Source organism: Pedobacter suwonensis (assembly GCF_007833675.1).
Lineage (GTDB): Bacteria > Bacteroidota > Bacteroidia > Sphingobacteriales > Sphingobacteriaceae > Pedobacter > Pedobacter suwonensis.
This window is the reverse complement of record NZ_CP031708.1, coordinates 708401-728266: the sequence shown is the minus strand read 5'-3', so window position 1 is coordinate 728266 and position 19866 is coordinate 708401. Positions and strand designations below refer to the sequence as shown.

Here is a 19866-nt window from a genome sequence, read left to right as displayed (position 1 = left end):
CGCACTTACTAATTCCCTTAATTCCCAAATATGGGAAAATAAAGTTAAAATAAGTCTTTAACTTCAGCTTATGTAAATTGATTACGGTAGCTAAAATCTTAAAGATTATTGTCGAAATATAATGTGAAATGCTAAATTGATAATTTGCGGATTTTACAAGTTTCCTTATATGGGAAAACTTAAAATAACCCGTTGATCTCTGCTTCAATCGACTGGATTACCGTACCTAAATCTTCCGGATTGTTGGTAAAGTCTAATTTATCTTTATCCAAAATCAGTAATTTACCCAATTTATATCCTTTAATCCAGGCTTCGTATTTTTCGTTCAGTTTAGACAGGTAGTCAATCCGGATACTCGCTTCGTACTCACGTCCACGGCGTTGTATATTGTTGACTAACGTAGGTACCGATGCACGCAGATATACCAGTAAATCTGGCGGTTTAATAAATGAAGTAATATTATCGAAAATAGCCCTGTAATTTTCATGGTCGCGGGTAGTCATTAAAGCCATGTCGTGCAGGTTTTCTGCAAAAATATAGGCATCCTCATAAATGGTTCTGTCCTGTATTACATTGCGTTTGTTAACCTCAATATCAGTGATCTGCTGAAAACGGCTGTTCAGGAAATAAATCTGAAGATTAAAACTCCAGCGTTTCATGTCGCTGTAAAAATCTTCCAGGTAAGGGTTATTGTCCACGGCTTCGTACAAAGCTTCCCATCCATAATTCTTGGCCAATAAGCCTGTCAAGGTCGTTTTACCGGCACCTATATTTCCTACAATTGCTATGTGCATCTTCTTTTGCGTTTTGCGGTGAGCGTTTAGCGATAGTCGGTTATAACGCCAACCGCATATCGCTTACCGCAATATTAATTAAAAACTTTTAAACCCGATTAAACTGCGAACCTCTCTGATGGTTTTCTGCGCGCTTTCACGGGCCTTCAAAGCACCATGTTTGGCTACCTGCCTTAAATAAGCATCATCTTTGGCGATATCCTGGATACGCTCACGCATCGGTGCAGTAGCCAATATCATATCTTCTGCCAGTTGTTTTTTGAAATCGCCGTAACGGATCTGCATTTTGCTATATAAATCTTCGAAATGTGCAAGTGTATCAGCACTCGATACCACTTTCATTAAATCAAAAAGATTCTGGATCGGCTCAGGTTTTGGCTGGTTTTCTTCTGTCGGGCCACCATCGCTAACCGCACGCATCACTTTTTTACGGATGGTTTCAGGATCATCAGAAAGGTAAACAGCATTGGCTTCGCCCTCCGATTTGCCCATTTTTCCTTTTCCATCTAAGCCCGGTACCTTAACCAGGTTATCTGTATAGCTAAAAGCATAAGGCTCAGGGAAGTATTCCGTGTGGTATAACCTGTTGAAACGGTTCCCGAAAGTACGGGCCATTTCCAAATGTTGTTCCTGATCTTTCCCAACCGGTACTTTGGTAGCCTTGTGGATTAAAATATCGGCCGCCATTAATACCGGATAGGTTAATAAACCTGCGTTTACATTATCGGGATTGGCACGAACCTTATCTTTAAATGAAGTGCTGCGTTCCAATTCACCCATATAAGCATTCATATTCAGGTATAAATAAAGCTCTGCAACTTCAGGTACATCACTCTGTATATATATGGTGCTAGTTTCCGGATCTATCCCACTGGCCAGGTATTCAACCAAAACATGTTTAATGTTCCCGTGCAGATCTGCCGGAGTAGGGTGTGTAGTTAAGGAATGTAAATCGGCGATAAAAAAGTAGCAGTTGTAGTCGTTCTGCATTTGAACAAAGTTTTTAACTGCACCATAATAATTACCCAAATGTAATTTTCCTGTTGAGCGAATACCGCTCACCACTGTTTCTTTCATAATGGCACGAAATTAAAAATAAAATGCAAGCAATCCACAAATCGGCTCGATTTCATCCCAAGATTTTTTTCAAGACATGATTTATTCATTTAATGAAGACCGTAAATCAACAATAGTGCAGAGATCTGACCATATTTTGTTTCGCATTAGCTCCAAATTCAGAAATACGCTAATCTGCTCGCTCTTTTGTAGAAAGCATATACCGTTGATTCATCGTTTAACTGTTAAAACAAACTGGGTGAATTAGGTGGAGCTTGGTTCGCCATTACCGGAATCTTTAAATCTGTCCCTACTGCTTTGTTCAGTTTCTCTGTAAAATAAGCGGAAAATAGTGGAGAGGAAAGTTCAACATTTTGATGGACGAAAAAATATAGGTTTTCTAAACCTTGCGCTTTCCAGTCCACAATTCTTTCAATCCAGTCATCTAAACGTTTTTTATCAATTTTATCGTCGTTGGCACCTACAAAACGGATAAAAGCTGTCGGCGTGGTTAACCGCATGTGCAGCATATCTCTTCGTCCTGAAGTATCAACAATGATGTTGGCTATTCCGTTATCTTCAAAAAGTTTAGCAAATTCATTCGCGATGGCCGGGTTGGTAAACCACTCCGTATTTCTGACCTCAACACCCAAAGGAATAACCTTTGGAAATTCGTTGATCACAATTTTTAACCTTTCAAAATCTTTGGGTTTAAAGTTATCGTGCAATTGAAGAAAAGCCAGGCCCAGTTTATCTTCGAAATTACTGATGGCATCGCAATATTGCGCTACCGGCTCTTTAACGTTGATTAGTCTTTTAAAGTGACTGATGGTATTGGTCAGTTTCGGAAAAAACTTAAAATCTGCAGGTGTTTTTTGTGTCCAGGTAATGACCTGTTCGCTGGTTGGCATGCCATAAAAGGTGGCATTAAGCTCAATTGAGTTAAATTGAGTAGCATAATAGGTAAGCTCGTCTTTTGTTCCCTTTGGGTAAAAGCCCTTTAAATCAGCCTTGTTCCATTTTGCACAACCTACATAAGCCTTAAAAGATTGATTAGGTTTATTTTTGGCTAAAATTGCCGCTGTTTCAGGCGCATCAGCCGGAAGGGTATAATCTATTATTGAAGGATCTTCTACTTTACCGAATTGCATTTCTTAAGGTTTTAGGTGTTGGGTAAAAGGGTTAAGGCAAAAAAATACCTTAGCTTATTCAACTAAGGTATTTATTGTAAAAATACGAAACTTGTGCTTCGCTTTAGTTTATTGTGGAAAGTTTCTGTTGAGCAATTTCCAAACTCTTAACTCTAAACTTCGAACTGATAACTGAACTAGTAACCTAATATCTTCAGTACCTGCTTACTGTTCTGTTCTTCGCCAAAAACTTCAAAGTTGAAACTCTCGTCGCGGTTTCTACGGATCAGTACATGTTTCGGACTTGGTAACAAGCAATGGTGTATACCGCCATATCCGCTCAATACTTCCTGATACGCACCGGTATGGAAGAATCCTAAATATTGTACTTTGCGGGTTTTAGGCATAAATACACTGTTCATATGGGCTTCCTGGTTGTAATAATCCTGTCCATCGCAGGTAATACCACCTAGGTTAACACGTTCGTATTCTGCATCCCAATTATTAATCGGTAGCAGGATATATTTTTGGTTCAACGCCCAAACATCAGGCAGGTTGGTGATAAAAGAACCATCCAGCATTAACCAGCGCTCGCGGTCGTTTTGTTGTTTACGACCCAAAACCTTGTACAGAATTCCGGAAGCTTCAGCAACCGTATATTTACCAAATTCGGTAATAATATCTGGTTCCATTACTTCGTGGATGGCACAGATTTCTTTAATCCTTTTTACAATTTCGTTTACCATATATTCGTAATCGAAATCAAAAACCAACGAATCTTTGAACGGCATACCGCCACCAATGTCGAGCGTATCTAAATCAGGATTGATTTTTTTAAATTTGCAGTAAAGGGTCACATATTTTTCCAATTCGTTCCAGTAATATGGCGAATCAGTAATACCCGAATTGATGAAGAAGTGTAAAAGCTTTACCCGGAAATTTGGATTATGTACGATTTTATTATTGTAAAAATCAATTACATCTTCCATGCGTACGCCTAAACGCGAAGTGTAAAACTGCGAATCGGGTTGTTCTTCAGCAGCAATACGGATACCCAGGTTACAAGGGGTATCGATATCTACCTCGTCATCAAAAAGGTTAAATTCCTCTTTGTTGTCTAAAACCGGGATAATATTGGTGTAACCATCATGCAGCATATCAATGATATACTGTTTGTATTGGTAGGTTTTAAACCCGTTGCAGATAATCGTGGTATCTTTAGTTAAGGCACCTTTTTTTTCCAGTGCATCAACCATAGGCATATCAAAAGCAGAAGAAGTTTCGAGGTGAATATTGTTCTTTAAAGCTTCTTCTACAATATGTCTGAAATGCGAGCTTTTAGTACAATAACAGTATTTGTAATCGCCGCGGTAGTTGTTTTTTAAAATGGCAGTCTGGAAAAGAATCTTCGCCTGCTGAATTTTCTTACTTACCATGGGTAAGTATGTGAAACGTAGGGGAGTACCGTAAGTTTCAATCATTTCCATCAGGTTTAAATCCTGAAAATATAATTCATCATCTATCACATCAAAGCCTTCCTGCGGAAAGCCAACGCTTAGATCGAGAAATTCTGAGTAACTCTGCATTTACTTTTAAATAATTTTTGCAAAAATGTAATTTTAAATCGAGAATTAAACGCTATTAAAAATATTTTTACTGTGAGGAAACGCTTAGTTTAATTACAAAATTTTAATATAAAATGTTTTTAAAATAATATGTGATTGGTTTTTTAATTAAGTTATTGTAATTCAATTATTTATTTCATTTTAGTTGCTTCTTGTTTTTAGGAAAGCAGGTTCCTGTTCTTATAGGTTTGGGTTGGCCCTGCTCTCCACTTTACTCGTTGCACTCGTGCCCGTTCCGATCAGGTTTAGGTAACAAAGACTGTAATACTATTTAGGGGTTCATAGTGAGGTTGCTTTTATGCGAATAATTTTCCGTGTATTTCGACTTCCGTGGCAAAAACAACAAGTACCACGATTTAGAATATGGTAAAATGATGCAATGGTTTTGCTGTTATGCACGCGTTTGAAACGCGCGCAAGCAACTATCTGGTCTTAGCCTCTCGCTAAGACTCTCTTTAGATTAAAAGAGATTAATATTTAACAATAATTTGAAAAGCAGGTTCCTGTGTTTTATAGGTTTGGGTTGGCCCTGCACTCCACTTTACTCGTTGCACTCGTGTCCGTTCCGATCAGGTTTAAGGTGGCAAATACCGTGCAGCTATTTATGGTTTTATAGCAAGGTACTTTATGGGAAAGTTTTCCGTGAGTTCTAAGCTTCTGTGGCAAAAATAAATGGTTTGTGAAAATACGAATCCCGGCGTATAAAATTGATAATGAGGTTTCTAACGATACAATCGTTAAGCTATTCAGGCACGCGTTTGAAACGCGCGCAAGCGAACGATCTGGTCTTAGCCTCTCGCTAAGACTCTCTTTAGATTAAAAGAGATTAATATTTAACAATAATTTGAAAAGCAGTTTCCTGTTTTTATAGGTTTGGGTTGGTCCTGCTCTCCACTTTACTCGTTGCACTCTTGCCCGTTCCGATCAGGTTTAAGATGGCAAATACCGTGCAGCTATTTATGGTTTTATAGCAAGGTGCTTTAAAGTGAAAGTTTTCCGTGTGTTCTGAGCTTCCGTGGCAAAAAATGGTCTTTGCAGACACGAACTATGGTTTATGTAAATGATAATGAGGTTTAAACGATAAAATCGTTAGGTTATTAGGCACGCGTTTGAAACGCGCGCCAGCTAGATAATTATCCTTTTCTTAAATATTTGGTCAAAATCACAATGGTTTGGCCTTCTACTTTACCTTCAATTTGTTCGGTATTATCGTGTACTAATCGGATGTTCTTGACTACAGTACCTAGTTTAGCACTCAGTGTAGAACCTTTAACATCAAGCGTTTTAACTAAAACTACGGTATCGCCTTCAAATAAACGGGTTCCATTACTGTCCTGATGAAACTCTACTGTTCCTTCCTGCTCGTGGTCGCCGGTTTTTTTAGCCCATTCCAAAGTTTCATCGTCCAGGTATAAAATGTCCAGACTGTCTGCAGCCCAACCTTCATTTCTTAAACGACTTAACATGCGCCAGGCCACTACCTGAACAGGCGGAAATTCAGACCACATGGTTTCTGTTAAAATTTTCCAGTGATCAGTATTAAGCTGTTCATTTTTTTCAATCTGGTCTAAACAGTTTTTACAAACTAAAATGCTATTATCGCTGTTCGCATTGCTGGTAGGAGGTACTTCATAAACCGATAAGTTGTTTTCAGCGGTGCATAACTCACATTTATTTCCTGAACGGGTTTGCAATTCTTGTAGTAAAGACATGGATATTTAAATTTTTCGCGAAAGTAATAAAACTAATTGGAATAATTTGATAGCAAGGCGTATTCTCTTCGGTTGGCTTTCCGTATGTTCTGAGCTTCCGTGACAAAAAAATAAAGTGGTTCGTGCAGAAACGAACCACGGCTAAAAATTTCTTCCCAAAAGTTCAGTACTGTGCTACAGTTGAAATGACGGACGGTATTTACTTAACCGGCAAATGTATTTCTGCCAGCATACATCTTGCGCTGCCACCTCCATTTTTTTCAATGGTATAAAGTGGTGCATAAATGATGCGGCTGTACTGTTCCAATGCGTTAATCTGTTCGTCGTTTAAAGATAAATACGCCTGCTCTGACATTACCAGCAAACTTTCGCCGGCCGCATTGGAAACTTGTAGCATGTTACCTGCAAATTTGTTCAGCTGTTCCAGACTGATTTCGATAATTTCTTTACCGCTACCTTTTAAACTGATGCTCACCTGCATACGTTCTTCAGCATTTCTGATCGAATCAAGACAAATTACTGCGAAACGATCTCCAATACACATCATCACGTTGGTGTGGTAAATTGGGAAATTATCGCCATCTACCGCCTGAAAAACCACAGGCTCGTAACCGATAAGCATGCAAAAGTTATTTAAAACCTCTTCATCAGTACGTACGCTTAAACAAGCATAGGCAATTTTATTGGTGCGATCCAGCACCATGCTGCCTGTTCCTTCTAAAAAGGCATACTGCATTTCATAAAAACTCAGGTCGCTTACATGGTTTACCTCAAATCTGGTTTTCAGACTTTCAAGTATTTCCTTCCTGCGCTCTAAACGGCGGTTTTCAGAAAACATGGGATATAGATAAACCGAGCCATCTTCGTGAAAAGATACCCAGTTGTTCGGGAAAATCGAGTCGGGGGTTTCTGGTTGCAGGGTATCATCAACTACAGTAACATCAACATCATTTTTCCTTAACAGTTCAACAAAACCATCAAACTCTTTTAAGGCTTCTGTTTGTACATCGATTTCGGTAGAGGCAACCTGGAACTTATTATTTCCTGCCGTTTGCTCGTTGAATTTAAAATCAACCGGGCGGATCATGAGAATATGGTTGGTGGTTTGCATATATGGGAGAGGTAAAAGGTTTAGGGTTTAAGGTATAGGGGTTAGGGTGCAGGGTTTAAGGTGTAGGGTTTAGATAGATAACCTTAAGCCTTTTACCTTACACCTTCTTACGCCTCAAATATCGTCTCTTAAAATAGGTAAACTCATACAATGGAAACCTCCTCGGGCACGCGATAGTTCTGCTGATGGCATTAAAATCAACGTATCGGTTATGGTTTCGGTATTTACCTTGCCACTTTCCAGGTCCTGGATTAAATCTTTTACATCAACCACGTCAAAACCTGCCGCTTTGAAGGCTTCAACAGTTTTATCGTTCCTGTCGTAACCTAAAACAACACCTTCTTTAATGGCCAACAGGTTGCACGAATCGGTCCATTGCTCTCTTGAATCGTAAGGGAAGGTATTGTTTCCGCTATAAATAATTTTAGTCGGTTCCGTACTCTTTAAATCATTCTGGCTAATGTCGTTCAGCAAGGCTTCTACATGCTCGAAATGCTTTGGTTCCTGCTGGTTGGCTTTGGTAAACTGAATGGCAGTTGTGGCTTCGAGTTTTTCGGGCTCTTTTAAGAAATTGATCGGCTCGTAAGGATTATATTTCGGCGAGTGCGCAATCGAGTTTAGGATCACCCAGGTATTGCGTTTAACTTGGGTGAAAACAGTGTCCAGGTGCATATAGTCGCGTTTATTCGGTATTTTGACTACCGTTACCTTTTCTACCACATTTTGATCAAATAAGAGTTTAATGGCTTCATTGGCACCATGTTCTGATGTTCTTTCGCTACACCCGATTAACACGTGGTTAGGACTAACCATCATCACATCTCCGCCCTCAAGCGTGGTGCTGAAAGCAGGCTCATCACCAGGGCGTAAAAAGTGCATGGTAACATCCGGAATTTCGAGGATGTTGTTGCGGTAACCTTCAAATAATGAGTGGTTAAAAAAGATATAGCGCATTAAAAGCGTTTCGCGTACACGTGCTTTTTTTGCTGGCTTATTTAAGAGAATATGGTTATTGATCGTGGTGCCCACATCACGGGTAAAAATGAGGTTTGGAATTGGCGCAAAGATCATCGTATCGTTGGCCAGGGTGCCTGAAATAAAAATCTCTGCCAGTTCTTTAGCCGGGGTTTGAGTAAGTTCGATCTGAACTTTATAAGTACAGCCCTCAATGGCACAAACTGCGGCTACCAGTTTCTTTCTGATGGATTCATCCTCCAGCATCTCGCTCAATAAATTCTGTATTTCGATTACTGCTGTCGAGTTGTGAAATTCAGGATGATTGGGCTTATAGAAATTTCGGTTGGCCTCTTCTGAATCAATTTCAGCCAGTTTGCCCTTTATCTTATCCGGATCTAAAAAGTACATCAACAGTTTGATGTAATAGTCATATTCACCCTTACGGATGGTGTCTAAATGAACAATATCTTCGAAAAGCCAGTCTTGCGCTTTAGATGGTACCACTTTGCCCAAACCGCTATCCGGGCTATGAATTAACAATTTGCGTAACCTGCCGATTTCGGTGTTTACATTCACTTTAAAGTTTAGATTCTGCTCGCTCATAAATAAATTAGTTGTTACAAAGCTATCAGAAAAAATCAGATATGAGAATGGAGATGATAGATTTGAGTTAGGATATGACATTCTTTTATAGTCAGTAAGTTGGGTGTCAGAGATCAGAAGTTTTGATGCCATAAAAAAAAACATTCCTATTTTTTACAGCAAAGAACCAATATCAATCAACCTTATTGTAGCGGCAGCTCCCGGTTTTTTCAACCGGGACTATAGCGGAAAGAAGGACTATCGGCGCTACAGGCACTACAGCACCTTTCCAGGCATATAGGAGCTTAAAAACCTTCCAGCTTAAACCTTTCACCTTCCACCTTTTTTACATATTTTTACGCCATGAATTTTATTATTACCGAGACACAGAAAGCCATTTTGGAGCTTTATAAAGAAGAAATAGCTGAAAGTGTAATCAATATACAGGAAACCCGTAAAGAATTTGAAGGTCAGGCTACAATCGTAGTTTTTCCGATCACGAAAATCTCTAAAAAATCGCCTGAGCAAACTGCAACCGAAATTGGTGAATATTTAGTTGCCCACGTAGAAGAGATCACTAAATTTAATGTAGTTAAAGGCTTTTTAAACCTCAGCATTGCTGAAAGTTATTTCTTGAAGCAGTTTAACGAAGAAATTTTGGCGCCTGATTTCGGTATTTTTCCCTCAAACGGAAAAAAGGTAATGGTAGAATATTCATCGCCAAATACCAACAAACCACTTCATTTGGGCCACGTGCGTAATAATTTATTAGGTTATTCTGTTTCCGAATTGCTTAAAGCTTATGGCTATGATGTGGTAAAAGTAAACCTGGTTAACGACCGCGGTATCCACATTTGCAAATCGATGCTGGCCTGGCAAAAATGGGGTAATGGCGAAACCCCGGAAAGTACGGGCGAAAAGGGGGACCATTTGGTTGGCCGATACTACGTCATATTTGATAAAGAATATAAAAAAGAGATTGATGCTTTAAAAGCAGCGGGGCAAACGGAAGAAGAGGCCAAGAAAAATGCACCATTAATAAAAGAAGCTCAACAAATGCTTTTAAAATGGGAGCAGGGTGATGACGAAGTGGTTTCGCTTTGGAAAACGATGAACGAATGGGTATACGCAGGTTTTAATATTACCTATAAAAACCTGGGTGTAGATTTTGATAAGTTCTATTACGAAAGCAATACCTATCTTTTAGGAAAAGGTACGGTTGACGAAGGACTGGCCAAAGGTGTTTTCTTTAAAAAAGAAGATGGTTCAGTTTGGATTGATTTGACCGCAGATGGCTTAGACCAGAAACTGGTATTGCGTGCAGATGGCACTTCCGTTTACATTACCCAGGATTTAGGTACTGCCGAAATGAAACACGACGATTTCAATATGGATGAGTCGATTTATGTGGTGGGTAACGAGCAGGATTACCATTTTAAAGTGTTATTCCTCATTTTAGAGAAACTGGGCAAAAGCTGGGCGAAAGGTTTATATCACCTGTCGTACGGGATGGTAGATTTGCCTAACGGAAAGATGAAAAGCCGTGAAGGAACTGTTGTGGATGCCGATGAACTGATTGACAGCATGATTACCACTGCGCGGGAGAAAACAGAAGAATTGGGTAAAACCAACGATTTCCCTCAGGAAGATAAAGATGAACTTTATAAAAACATTGGCTTGGGTGCTTTAAAATATTTCTTGTTAAAAGTAGAGCCTAAAAAACGTTTATTGTTCAATCCGGCAGAGAGTATCGATTTTCAAGGCAATACCGGTCCGTTTATTCAGTATACCCACGCCAGGATCAAATCATTGTTAAGTAAATCTGACTACAAGTTTGGTGTTGGGAGTTTGGCATTTGGCGGGATTAGCGATGTGGAATTGGAAATGATTCTACAATTGGCCAAATACCCTGCAGAGATCGAAATTGCGGCTAAAGCTTTTAGTCCGGCGAGTTTAGCCAACTATTTATATGAACTGGCCAAGCTGTTCAACAAATTTTATCACGAGGTACCACCAATTGTGAAAACAGAGGAAGGTGACTTAAAACAATTCCGCTTAAATCTTTGTAAAAAAACGGCTGATATTATTTATGCAGGCATGCTCATTTTAGGAATTACTTCTCCGGAAAGAATGTAAAATGGTAGATGGAAGAGTTTTGATGGATGATGTAGAATGTAGGATGGATGAGGCGTTGATGAGAACAGTATGGCAATTGAACTGGTTTTACTTTGTTTGGTGATTCTTGTTAACAGATTGATAAATACTATTAAAAATGGCGGGGGTTGTAAACTTCCGCCATTTCGCTTATCTAATTTAGGTTTAATGTCAGCTGTTTCTGATCTGGTTATCTGATACAGACGCTACGATCAATAATATTGTATAATCGATCCTTTGAAAATCACATTTTCTCCATTTGCAATTTTGGTAAAAACCAAAAACTGATTCTGATCGGCTTTAATTTTATATTTCCTGACCAAATCTTCGGGTTTTGCAGGATAGTTGCGTACAATGACGTTACCTTTTAACCTGGTATCTTTTTTCAGTTCGGCGGTGTTCAGTATGGCTTCAATTTTAAAAATGCGGCCGGGAAAATCTGTTTTTATACTATAAGCACTAAACAGCTGCGTTTGAGGATGTAATTTTAAGAGTCCGTAGGTTGCGCCAATTAAATTAAAAGCGCCCGATTTTAATAAGGCAGCATCAGGCTCGTACAGGTATTCGCCAATGTTCAAACGGTCTGTAAAATGCACTGAAGCATTTGATGATGATCTGTAAAAGGAAAAATCCTTTTCAATCTCATTATTTAAGGTTACTGCCTTGATTTTTATATCGTTATTGTAACCTTTATCTATTACCCATAAAAGTTCTTTGCACTCGTTTCTTACGCTTACGATATGGATTTCGCTTACGTGTCTCAACGCTGATAATCCGGCAGAAATATCGAGTAACGGGGCAGTTTTTATGATTATTCGTGAAGATTTTTCCAGTAATAGGTCAAGATTGCTTACCACATCGGGCGTGCAATCTTTGAGCATAAAAACTTTGCCTTTTTCAGCTCTTCGCGCAGGATCAACATAGATGGTATCAAAACATGCATCGTTATCTTTGATATAAGCAATGCCGTCTTCTGCCTGAAATTCTATATTCATTGCATGTAAAGCCTGTGCATTATGCTGTGCTATTGCAGATAGTTCAGGATTGATTTCGCAGTGCGTTACGGTTTTTACCTTTTGTGAAAAGTAATAACTGTCTATTCCGAAGCCTCCGGTAATATCAATCAACGTATCACCGTTAGCCAGTTTTGATTTGTATGCTGCAGTAACTTCAGAAGAGGTTTGTTCGATGGATAGTACCGGCGGATAATAAATCTTTTCGGTTTTAAACCAGGAAGGTAATTTCTTTTCTGATTTCTTTTTTGCGGTAATTTGTGTAGCTAACTCTGCAGGGCTTATGCCTTCAAACGGACTTTTTGCTAAAGCAATCTGGTTTACATCAGCGTTTAAATTTGCATTGATGTAATCTTGTACGGCTTGAGCTAAAAGTTTATTGTTCATTGTTTATAACAGTATCAAGTAATAGGTAGCGCGTAGCAAGTATTAAGGGGAGTATCCGATCTGATTCTTAATACTAATTACTTGCTACTATTTTTATTCTTCATCACCATCTGGCAGGTGTGCCGACTCTTTACTTCCAACAAAATATCTTTGTCAATGCTTACACGATCAATGGTTTGCTGATTGTAATAACGGATGGTTACCAGTTCAAGTCCTTTGTTATATTTTACGGTAAACTCTTCCGACAGATCTTTGATCAGTTTTTCGATCTGTACCGGATGATCATCAATACTCACTGAAAAACTAATGGCCGAGTTAAGCATCGTATTAATTTTGATCTTATGTGTATGGAATAGCTCGAAAATATTGCTCAGGTTTTCTTCAATAATAAAAGAATAGTCTTTTGGGAAAATAGAAATCAGCGCCTGGTTTACCTTAAAGATAAAAGATGGAACAGGCAATGGATTATTTTCTTTGGTAATGGCTGTTCCTGAACCTTCCGGCTGGATAAAGGACCTCACGAAAAGTGGAATACCCTTGTTTTGAAGGGGTTTTATGGTTTTTGGGTGAATTACTGTTGCGCCATAGTAAGTAAGTTCTATCGCATCATGATAAGAAAGTTGTGCAATCAATTCCGTTTCATCAAACCACTTCGGATCTGCATTTAATACCCCCGGAACATCCTTCCAGATGGTTAAGGCCGCGGCATCTAAACAGGAAGCAAATATTGCTGCCGAATAATCAGAGCCTTCGCGACCCAGTGTTGTGGTATAATTTTCACTCGTTCCGCCAATAAACCCTTGTGTTACAATGATATTGTCTGTTAATAATGGTTTTAGGTCTTTATGTATGATTTGGTTGGTCTTAACCCAGTCAACTTTACCTTCTTTATACGTATTATCCGTCTGGATATAGTTGCGCGCATCTGCCCAAAGGGTTTTATTGCCCGTTTCATTTAACCAGGCCGCTACAATTTTAGTAGAAACGATCTCGCCGATAGATACAATCTGATCGTAGATATAATCGGCATTATGATCTGGCTCATCCTCAATCAACCATTCTATCTCAACAAAGGTGTTGGCTACATCATCATAAACAGGGTGGTGTTGTCCCTGAAAAAGTTCATCGATAATGCTGAAATGGAAATGTTTTATTTCTTCAAAAATGGCATGTGCTTCGTCATTTTGCGACAGGTATGCATAGGTAAGATCTTCCAATCTGTTGGTGATTTTGCCCATGGCCGAAATAACGATCAGCAGATTTCCTTTTTTATAATCGTGTACAATATTGGCCAGGTTTTTTACACCTGCTGCATCTTTTACCGAGGCACCTCCAAACTTAAAAATATCCATATTAAAATGCCTTGATCTGTTCTTTAGATAGCGATGCGTTGATCCATCCACTTTCCAACTGTGCTTTATATTTATGATAGAAATTTATTGCAGGTTCGTTCCAATCTAACACTTGCCAAACCATGCCGCTATAGTTGCCGTTTTTTGCCTCTTCTATTACTTTTTCAAATAATATCTTGCCTAATCCCTTTCCTCTGAATTCTTCCGTAACGATAAAATCTTCAAGATATAACCTGCATCCTTTCCAGGTAGAATAGCGTGTGTAATATAATGCGAATCCGACGATGGTATGATCAACCTCAGCTACATAAGCTTTCCATACCGGATTCTTACCGAAACCGGCATCTATGAAATGATCTAAAGTAACGGTAACTTCCTCAGGAGCCCGCTCATAAACAGCCAGTTCATTAATGAGCTCTAATATTCTCGGACAATCTTGTGCTGTTGCAAATCTGATGTTAAACTCCATATTAATTTGCCGAAATATCTGTTTTAAAATGTTTGATTATCCTTTTTCCGAAAATACTGCTGCCGATGCGCACCATCGTACTTCCTTCTTCAATGGCGATTTTATAATCGGCACTCATTCCGGTTGATATTTCTTTAAAAGCTTCATCTTTACGGAAAAAACTTACTTTAATGCCATCAAAAAACACTTTCAATTCGTTAAACTCTGTTGCAATCTGTTTTTCGTTCTTTGTATTGGTGGCAATTCCCATTAAACCTACAATACGGATGTTTTTCAATTCGGCTAACTCTTCAGCGCGTAACAGTTCGATTACTTCGTCAAAACCAAGTCCGAATTTGGTATCTTCATCAGCAATATAAACCTGTAATAAGCAATCAATGATGCGTTTGTTTTTGGCCGCTTGTTTGTTGATTTCCTGCAGCAATTTAAGGCTGTCAACACCATGGATAAGTTTAACAAAAGGAGCGATATATTTTACCTTATTGCTCTGTAAATGACCAATCAAATGCCATTCAATATCTTTCGGAAGCTGCGCCTCTTTTTCAACCATTTCCTGTACGTGGTTTTCTCCAAAAATGCGTTGTCCGGCGTTGTATGCTTCTAAAATTGATGCTATCGGTTGTGTCTTCGACACTGCAATGAGTTTAATCCCCTCTGATTCAACTTCGCTTTTATATTGTTTAAGATTATCAGCTATGCTCATTTATAACTATTTTTGGTAAAATTAATAACCTTGCCGCAATTTGGGCAAAAAATAATACTTAAATTAAGGATGAAGAGATTAATATGGGTTTTAATGACAGCTATATTATGGTTTGGCTGTAAGCCAGGCATACCTGATGACATTATCAAACCTGATAAAATGGAAAAGATTTTATATGATATGCACATTGTAGACGGATATCTTTCCAGCATTTATGTAGTAGACTCGGCAAAGAAAGTTGCCGCTGCTTATTACAAGGGGATTTACAAAAAATTCGGAACAGATTCTGCCCAGTATAATAAAAGTTTACTCTGGTATAATACCAACCCTGTTGAATTGGAAACCGTGTATAAAAACGTACAGAAAATGTTGGCTAAACAAAAAAAAGGAACAGAGTTAGCCGATTTAATGATCAGAAAAAAACAGTTTAAAACTGATTCGTTGGTGATAGCAAAGAAATTTAAGGCCGATTCTCTTGCGATCAGAAAAAAAATGAAACCAGATTCTTTATCAAAGGTTAAAGCGGTGGCAGCAATTGCCAAAAAGAAAAAAGAGGCCGATTCACTCATTAATATAAAAAAAGCCGGAGTGGTAAGTACATTGCCCACACCAGTTGCAGTACAATAATATGTTATATCCCGATAATTGTTTAGAACGTTTAGGTTTTGTAGAAATCAGGCAACTGATCAGCAAACATTGTTTGAGTCCGATGGGCCAGGCAATGGTGGAAAAGATGCAGGTGATGAACCGTTTTGATCAAATTGATAAATTCTTACGTCAAACCAAGGAGTTTAAGAGCATCCTGCAAAATCAGGAGCCTCTACAGATCAATACCTTTTTTGATATTAAATCGCTGGTTGAAAAAATCAGGGTTGAAGGCACGTACCTTTTAGAAGAGGAGTGGTTTCAGGTATACACTTCATTGCAGACTGTTTTTTCTGTACTCCGTTTTTTTGAAGAACGTGCAGAAGTATACCCTACACTTGAAGCTTTATTTGAACACCTCCCGATTGAAAAAAACATTCTCCGGAAAATAGAAACCGTAATCGATGCAAAAGGAAAGATTAAACCCAACGCATCAAAAGATTTGCAGGAAATTACTTCGGCCATTTCGAAGGCCGAACAGGATGTGCGCAAGCGAATGGATGCTATTTATAAGCAGGCTATAGCCAATAATTGGGTTGCCGACGGTAGTTTGACCATTCGTGATGGAAGGATGTGTATTCCGGTTTTAGCAGAAAATAAGCGCAAGCTGAAAGGCTTTGTGCATGATGAATCGGCAACCGGGCAAACGGTTTATATTGAACCTGAAGAAGTTTTTACATTAAATAATAAACTGCGCGATTTAGAATTTGATAAACGCCGTGAAATTATTAAGATTTTAATTGCCTTAACGGATGATCTGCGGCCTTATTCGCCATTATTGCTTTCGTACCATGGTTTCTTAACCAAACTGGATTTTGTACGGGCAAAAGCATTATTTGCGATGGATATTGAAGCCGAAATGCCGGGTCTCTTAAAAGAGCCTAAAACCAGGCTGATTAACGCAAGGCACCCTTTGCTATCCATCTCATTTGCTGCTGAAAAGAAAACGGTTACCCCTTTGAATATTCATATTGATGCTGAAACCCGTGTGGTGCTGGTTTCGGGGCCAAATGCCGGTGGTAAATCGGTTTGTATGAAAACGGTTGGCCTTTTACAGATTATGTTGCAAACTGGTCTGTTAATTCCGGTTGACGCCAATAGCGAAGTAGGGATTTTTGAGAATATTTTTGCAGATATCGGCGATGATCAGTCCATTGAAAGCGATTTAAGTACTTATAGCGCACATTTAAAGAAAATGCGCTATTTCGTAGAACATGCCTCGCCGAAAACAATGGTGTTGATTGATGAATTTGGTACGGGTACCGATCCGCAATTTGGCGGACCAATGGCTGAGGCTGTTTTGGAAGTGTTAAATAATAAAAAGGTTCGGGGAGTAATCACCACGCATTATTCTAATTTAAAGCTGTTTGCAGGTAATACAGCAGGCTTGGAAAATGCCTCCATGCTTTTTGATAATGCCAAAATGAAACCATTGTATGTCCTCGAAATGGGTAAGCCAGGCAGTTCTTATGCATTTGAAATTGCACAGAACATCGGTTTGCCTAAGGAGGTTATTGAGCTTGCGAAAGAGAAGACCGGTTCAAACCAGAATAGGATAGATACGATGCTTGTTGATCTGGAGCGTGAAAAGAAAAATGTTTATGATGCCAAAGTAAGTTTGGCCAACCAGCAGAATAAAGCAAAAAATCTAGTTGCTGAAAATGAAAAGTTAAAAAGCTTTTTAGAGGAAAATAGAAAGGTATTGATTAGGGAGGCCAAACAAGAGGCCCAGAATATCATAAAAAATGCCAATAAACTGGTTGAAAATACGATTGCCGAGATCAAGGAAAAGCAAGCTGATAAAGAAGTAACTAAAGAACTCCGCCAGAATTTACAAAAAGAACTGGTTAAAAATACACTGCCAAAAGAACGCCCTAAACCTGTGCCTGTAGTAGTTGGCGGTGAAATTGAAATCGGTGATTTGGTGAAATTTAACGATAGTGAAACCATTGGACAGGTGCTGGAAATAAACCGCAATGAACTGGTGTTGGCTATTGGCGATTTACGGTCGACGGTTAAAAAGAACCGTGTACAAAAAGTAAGCAACCGCGAAGCTAAAAAAGTAATTCAAAGTAGCGCCAATTCTTTCGCCGGGCGGATGAATGATGCGGTTTCTGGCTTCAGGGCAGAACTGGATCTTCGTGGAAAACGCACCGAAGATGCGTTATTCGAAGTAGAAAAGTATCTAGACAAAGCAATTATGCTTGGTTTTCCTTCTATTAAACTAATACATGGAAAGGGCGACGGAATTTTAAGGAAAATGATCAGGGAATATTTACGTAAGTATAGCCAGGTAAACCGGATGGAAGATGAGCATGCCGACAGGGGTGGTGATGGCATTACCTATGTGTATTTGAATTAGTTTATAGCGGTGTCGGATGTTACCATCCGACACTGGGAAAAAAACTGTTTGCCAGTCTCTTTCTAAAATTACTGTAGTATTCTCTTGTTAATAATTGTGGTGCTGGATGTTACCATCCGGCACTATTTTTTTTTGAAATCTGTCAGATGGCAACATCTGACAGCACTTACAGAAAAACTAAAACTTTTATAGCCGTAACTGTTTTAATAGTGGTAATGGTGGTGTTGGATGTTTCTATCCGACACTGGTAAAAATTCTGTTTGCCAGTCTCTTTCTAAAATTATTGTAGTATTCTCTTGTCAATTTGGCCTGTTAGATAATTGTGGTGCTGGATGTTACCATCCGATACTGGGAAAAAACCTGTTTGCCAATCTCTTTCTAAAATTACTGTAGTATTCTCTTGTCAATTTAGCCTGTTAGATAATTGTGGTGCTGGATGTTACCATCCGGCACTATTTTTTTTGAAATCTGTCAGATGGAAACATCTGACAGCAATAGTGGTGTCGGATGGTAACATCCGACACTGAGAAAAATCCTGTTTGCCAATCTCTTTCTAAATTACTGTCATATTCGCTCTTCAATTTAGCCTGTCAGATGGAGACACCTGACGGCACACAAAACTTTATAGCCGTAACTGTGTTGTTTTTAAAATGTTACGCTATGAAAAAAGTATTACTCTGCCTTTTTGTGGTATTGCTTACCGCAACTTGCAAGAAAACGGACAATGGTAATGAAGATCAAGGTAACCTGCCGGATGCAGAATTAAAATCGAAGGTAATTGTATCAGGACTGAACCTGCCCTGGGAAATGGTATATGGTCCCGATAATTTTATCTGGTTTACGGAAAAGGCAGGTAAAATCAGCCGGTTAAATCCTGTTACAGGCCAGGTAACAGCTTTGCTAACCATAACCGAAGTACGCACCAATGGAGAAGGTGGTTTGCTTGGAATGACATTGCATCCCGATTTTGCAAGCAATCCTTTTGTTTATGTAATTTATGGTTATGGAAGTACCTATAGTGCTAAAGTAGTGCGCTATACCTATGCCGGTGGAAATTTAACGAGTCCAAAGGTTTTACTGGATCAGATTCCTGCTGCTTCTATCCATAACGGTTCCCGCTTGTTGATCAGCGGAGGTAAACTGTATATCAGTACGGGTGACGCTGCTGATACTAATCTTCCCCAAAACATTAATTCTTTAGCAGGTAAAATTTTAAGAATAAATTTAGATGGCTCTATTCCCGCCGATAATCCTTATCCAAATAATCCGGTTTGGTCTTTAGGCCACAGAAATCCGCAGGGACTGACCCAGGTAGGTAATAAAATTTTCTCTTCTGAACATGGACCTGATTCTGATGACGAAATTAATGTTATTGAAAAAGGAAGAAATTACGGATGGCCCAATATAAAGGGATTCTGTAACGAAAGCGGAGAGCAGTCTTTTTGCAGCTCTAATAACGTAGCAGAACCGTTAATCAATTGGACACCAACTATTGCGCCAAGTGGTTTAACCTATTATAATAACAACTATATCCCGCAGTTTAAAAATTCTTTATTGTTGGCGGTACTAAAGGGCACAAAATTAATGCAATTGAAATTAGATGATGCGCAGGCTAAAATTATTGAAACTAAAGATTTTTACGTTAACACCTATGGCAGGGTAAGGGCTGTTTGTCAATCACCGGAAGGAAAACTCTATATCTGCACCAGTAATGGAAGTGATGATAAGATTGTAGAAATAGCGAAATAAACCTATTTCTTTTTGTTGCCGGGACACTTCTTACAACGTTTACCTTTTTTAAATTTTTCGCAACA

General features: G+C 38.9%; 15 protein-coding genes. 4 read left to right on the top strand and 11 right to left on the bottom strand.

Annotated features, from left to right (window positions below; genetic code table 11):
* Positions 1–179: 179 nt before the first annotated feature.
* The 7 genes from DV942_RS02930 to DV942_RS02900 all read right to left on the bottom strand — a co-directional run bounded on the left by DV942_RS02930 (position 180) and on the right by DV942_RS02900 (position 8988).
* Entirely contained in the window at positions 180–794 is a 615-nt protein-coding gene (locus tag DV942_RS02930) for a deoxynucleoside kinase (RefSeq protein ID WP_145855181.1), read from the bottom strand.
* Positions 795–872: 78 nt separating this feature from the next.
* Positions 873–1871, bottom strand: coding sequence for a tryptophan--tRNA ligase (trpS, locus tag DV942_RS02925; RefSeq protein ID WP_145855179.1), 999 nt, complete (start codon positions 1869–1871; stop codon positions 873–875).
* A gap of 224 nt (positions 1872–2095) precedes the next feature.
* Entirely contained in the window at positions 2096–3001 is a 906-nt protein-coding gene (locus tag DV942_RS02920) for a DUF72 domain-containing protein (RefSeq protein WP_145855177.1), read from the bottom strand.
* Between the two features lie 176 nt (positions 3002–3177).
* Entirely contained in the window at positions 3178–4566 is a 1389-nt protein-coding gene (locus tag DV942_RS02915) for an arginine decarboxylase (RefSeq protein ID WP_090496099.1), read from the bottom strand.
* A gap of 1172 nt (positions 4567–5738) precedes the next feature.
* On the bottom strand, positions 5739–6317 hold the full coding sequence (locus tag DV942_RS02910; RefSeq protein WP_145855175.1) for a PhnA domain-containing protein: 579 nt from the start codon (positions 6315–6317) through the stop codon (positions 5739–5741).
* A gap of 199 nt (positions 6318–6516) precedes the next feature.
* The gene (ctlX, locus tag DV942_RS02905; protein WP_145855172.1) at positions 6517–7428 is read right to left on the bottom strand and encodes a citrulline utilization hydrolase CtlX; all 912 of its coding nucleotides are present in this window, start codon (positions 7426–7428) and stop codon (positions 6517–6519) included.
* Between the two features lie 114 nt (positions 7429–7542).
* A complete protein-coding gene (locus DV942_RS02900) occupies positions 7543–8988 on the bottom strand; it encodes an arginine deiminase family protein (RefSeq protein ID WP_145855170.1) in 1446 nt (481 codons plus the stop codon).
* Between the two features lie 342 nt (positions 8989–9330).
* Between DV942_RS02900 and argS the strand changes: the two genes are divergently transcribed.
* On the top strand, positions 9331–11103 hold the full coding sequence (gene argS, locus DV942_RS02895) for an arginine--tRNA ligase (protein ID WP_145855168.1): 1773 nt from the start codon (positions 9331–9333) through the stop codon (positions 11101–11103).
* Positions 11104–11333: 230 nt separating this feature from the next.
* On the opposite strand, the gene DV942_RS02890 is transcribed toward argS, so the two are convergent.
* The 4 genes from DV942_RS02890 to DV942_RS02875 form a co-directional block, all read right to left on the bottom strand.
* Positions 11334–12521: a class I SAM-dependent methyltransferase gene (locus tag DV942_RS02890; protein WP_145855166.1), complete on the bottom strand. Its 1188-nt coding sequence runs from the start codon at positions 12519–12521 to the stop codon at positions 11334–11336.
* 77 nt (positions 12522–12598) lie between these two features.
* Positions 12599–13873, bottom strand: a complete 1275-nt coding sequence (locus DV942_RS02885; protein WP_090987024.1) for an aspartate kinase — start codon at positions 13871–13873, stop codon at positions 12599–12601.
* Between the two features lies 1 nt (position 13874).
* Positions 13875–14342 (bottom strand): GNAT family N-acetyltransferase, encoded by a 468-nt coding sequence (locus DV942_RS02880; RefSeq protein WP_090987025.1) that lies wholly within the window; start codon positions 14340–14342, stop codon positions 13875–13877.
* A gap of 1 nt (position 14343) precedes the next feature.
* Entirely contained in the window at positions 14344–15045 is a 702-nt protein-coding gene (locus tag DV942_RS02875) for a YggS family pyridoxal phosphate-dependent enzyme (RefSeq protein WP_134203759.1), read from the bottom strand.
* 93 nt (positions 15046–15138) lie between these two features.
* On the opposite strand from DV942_RS02875, the gene DV942_RS02870 reads away from it, so the two are divergent.
* The 3 genes from DV942_RS02870 (at position 15139) to DV942_RS02860 (ending at position 19801) form a co-directional block, all read left to right on the top strand.
* Complete coding sequence (locus tag DV942_RS02870; RefSeq protein WP_159435293.1) at positions 15139–15672, top strand: DUF4296 domain-containing protein; 534 nt, start codon at positions 15139–15141, stop codon at positions 15670–15672.
* A 1-nt stretch (position 15673) separates the two neighbouring features.
* On the top strand, positions 15674–18052 hold the full coding sequence (locus tag DV942_RS02865) for an endonuclease MutS2 (RefSeq protein WP_145855164.1): 2379 nt from the start codon (positions 15674–15676) through the stop codon (positions 18050–18052).
* A gap of 660 nt (positions 18053–18712) precedes the next feature.
* Positions 18713–19801 carry a PQQ-dependent sugar dehydrogenase gene (locus DV942_RS02860; protein WP_145855162.1) on the top strand — a complete coding sequence of 363 codons (1089 nt, stop codon included), beginning with the start codon at positions 18713–18715 and terminating at the stop codon, positions 19799–19801.
* The last annotated feature ends 65 nt before the right edge of the window (positions 19802–19866 follow it).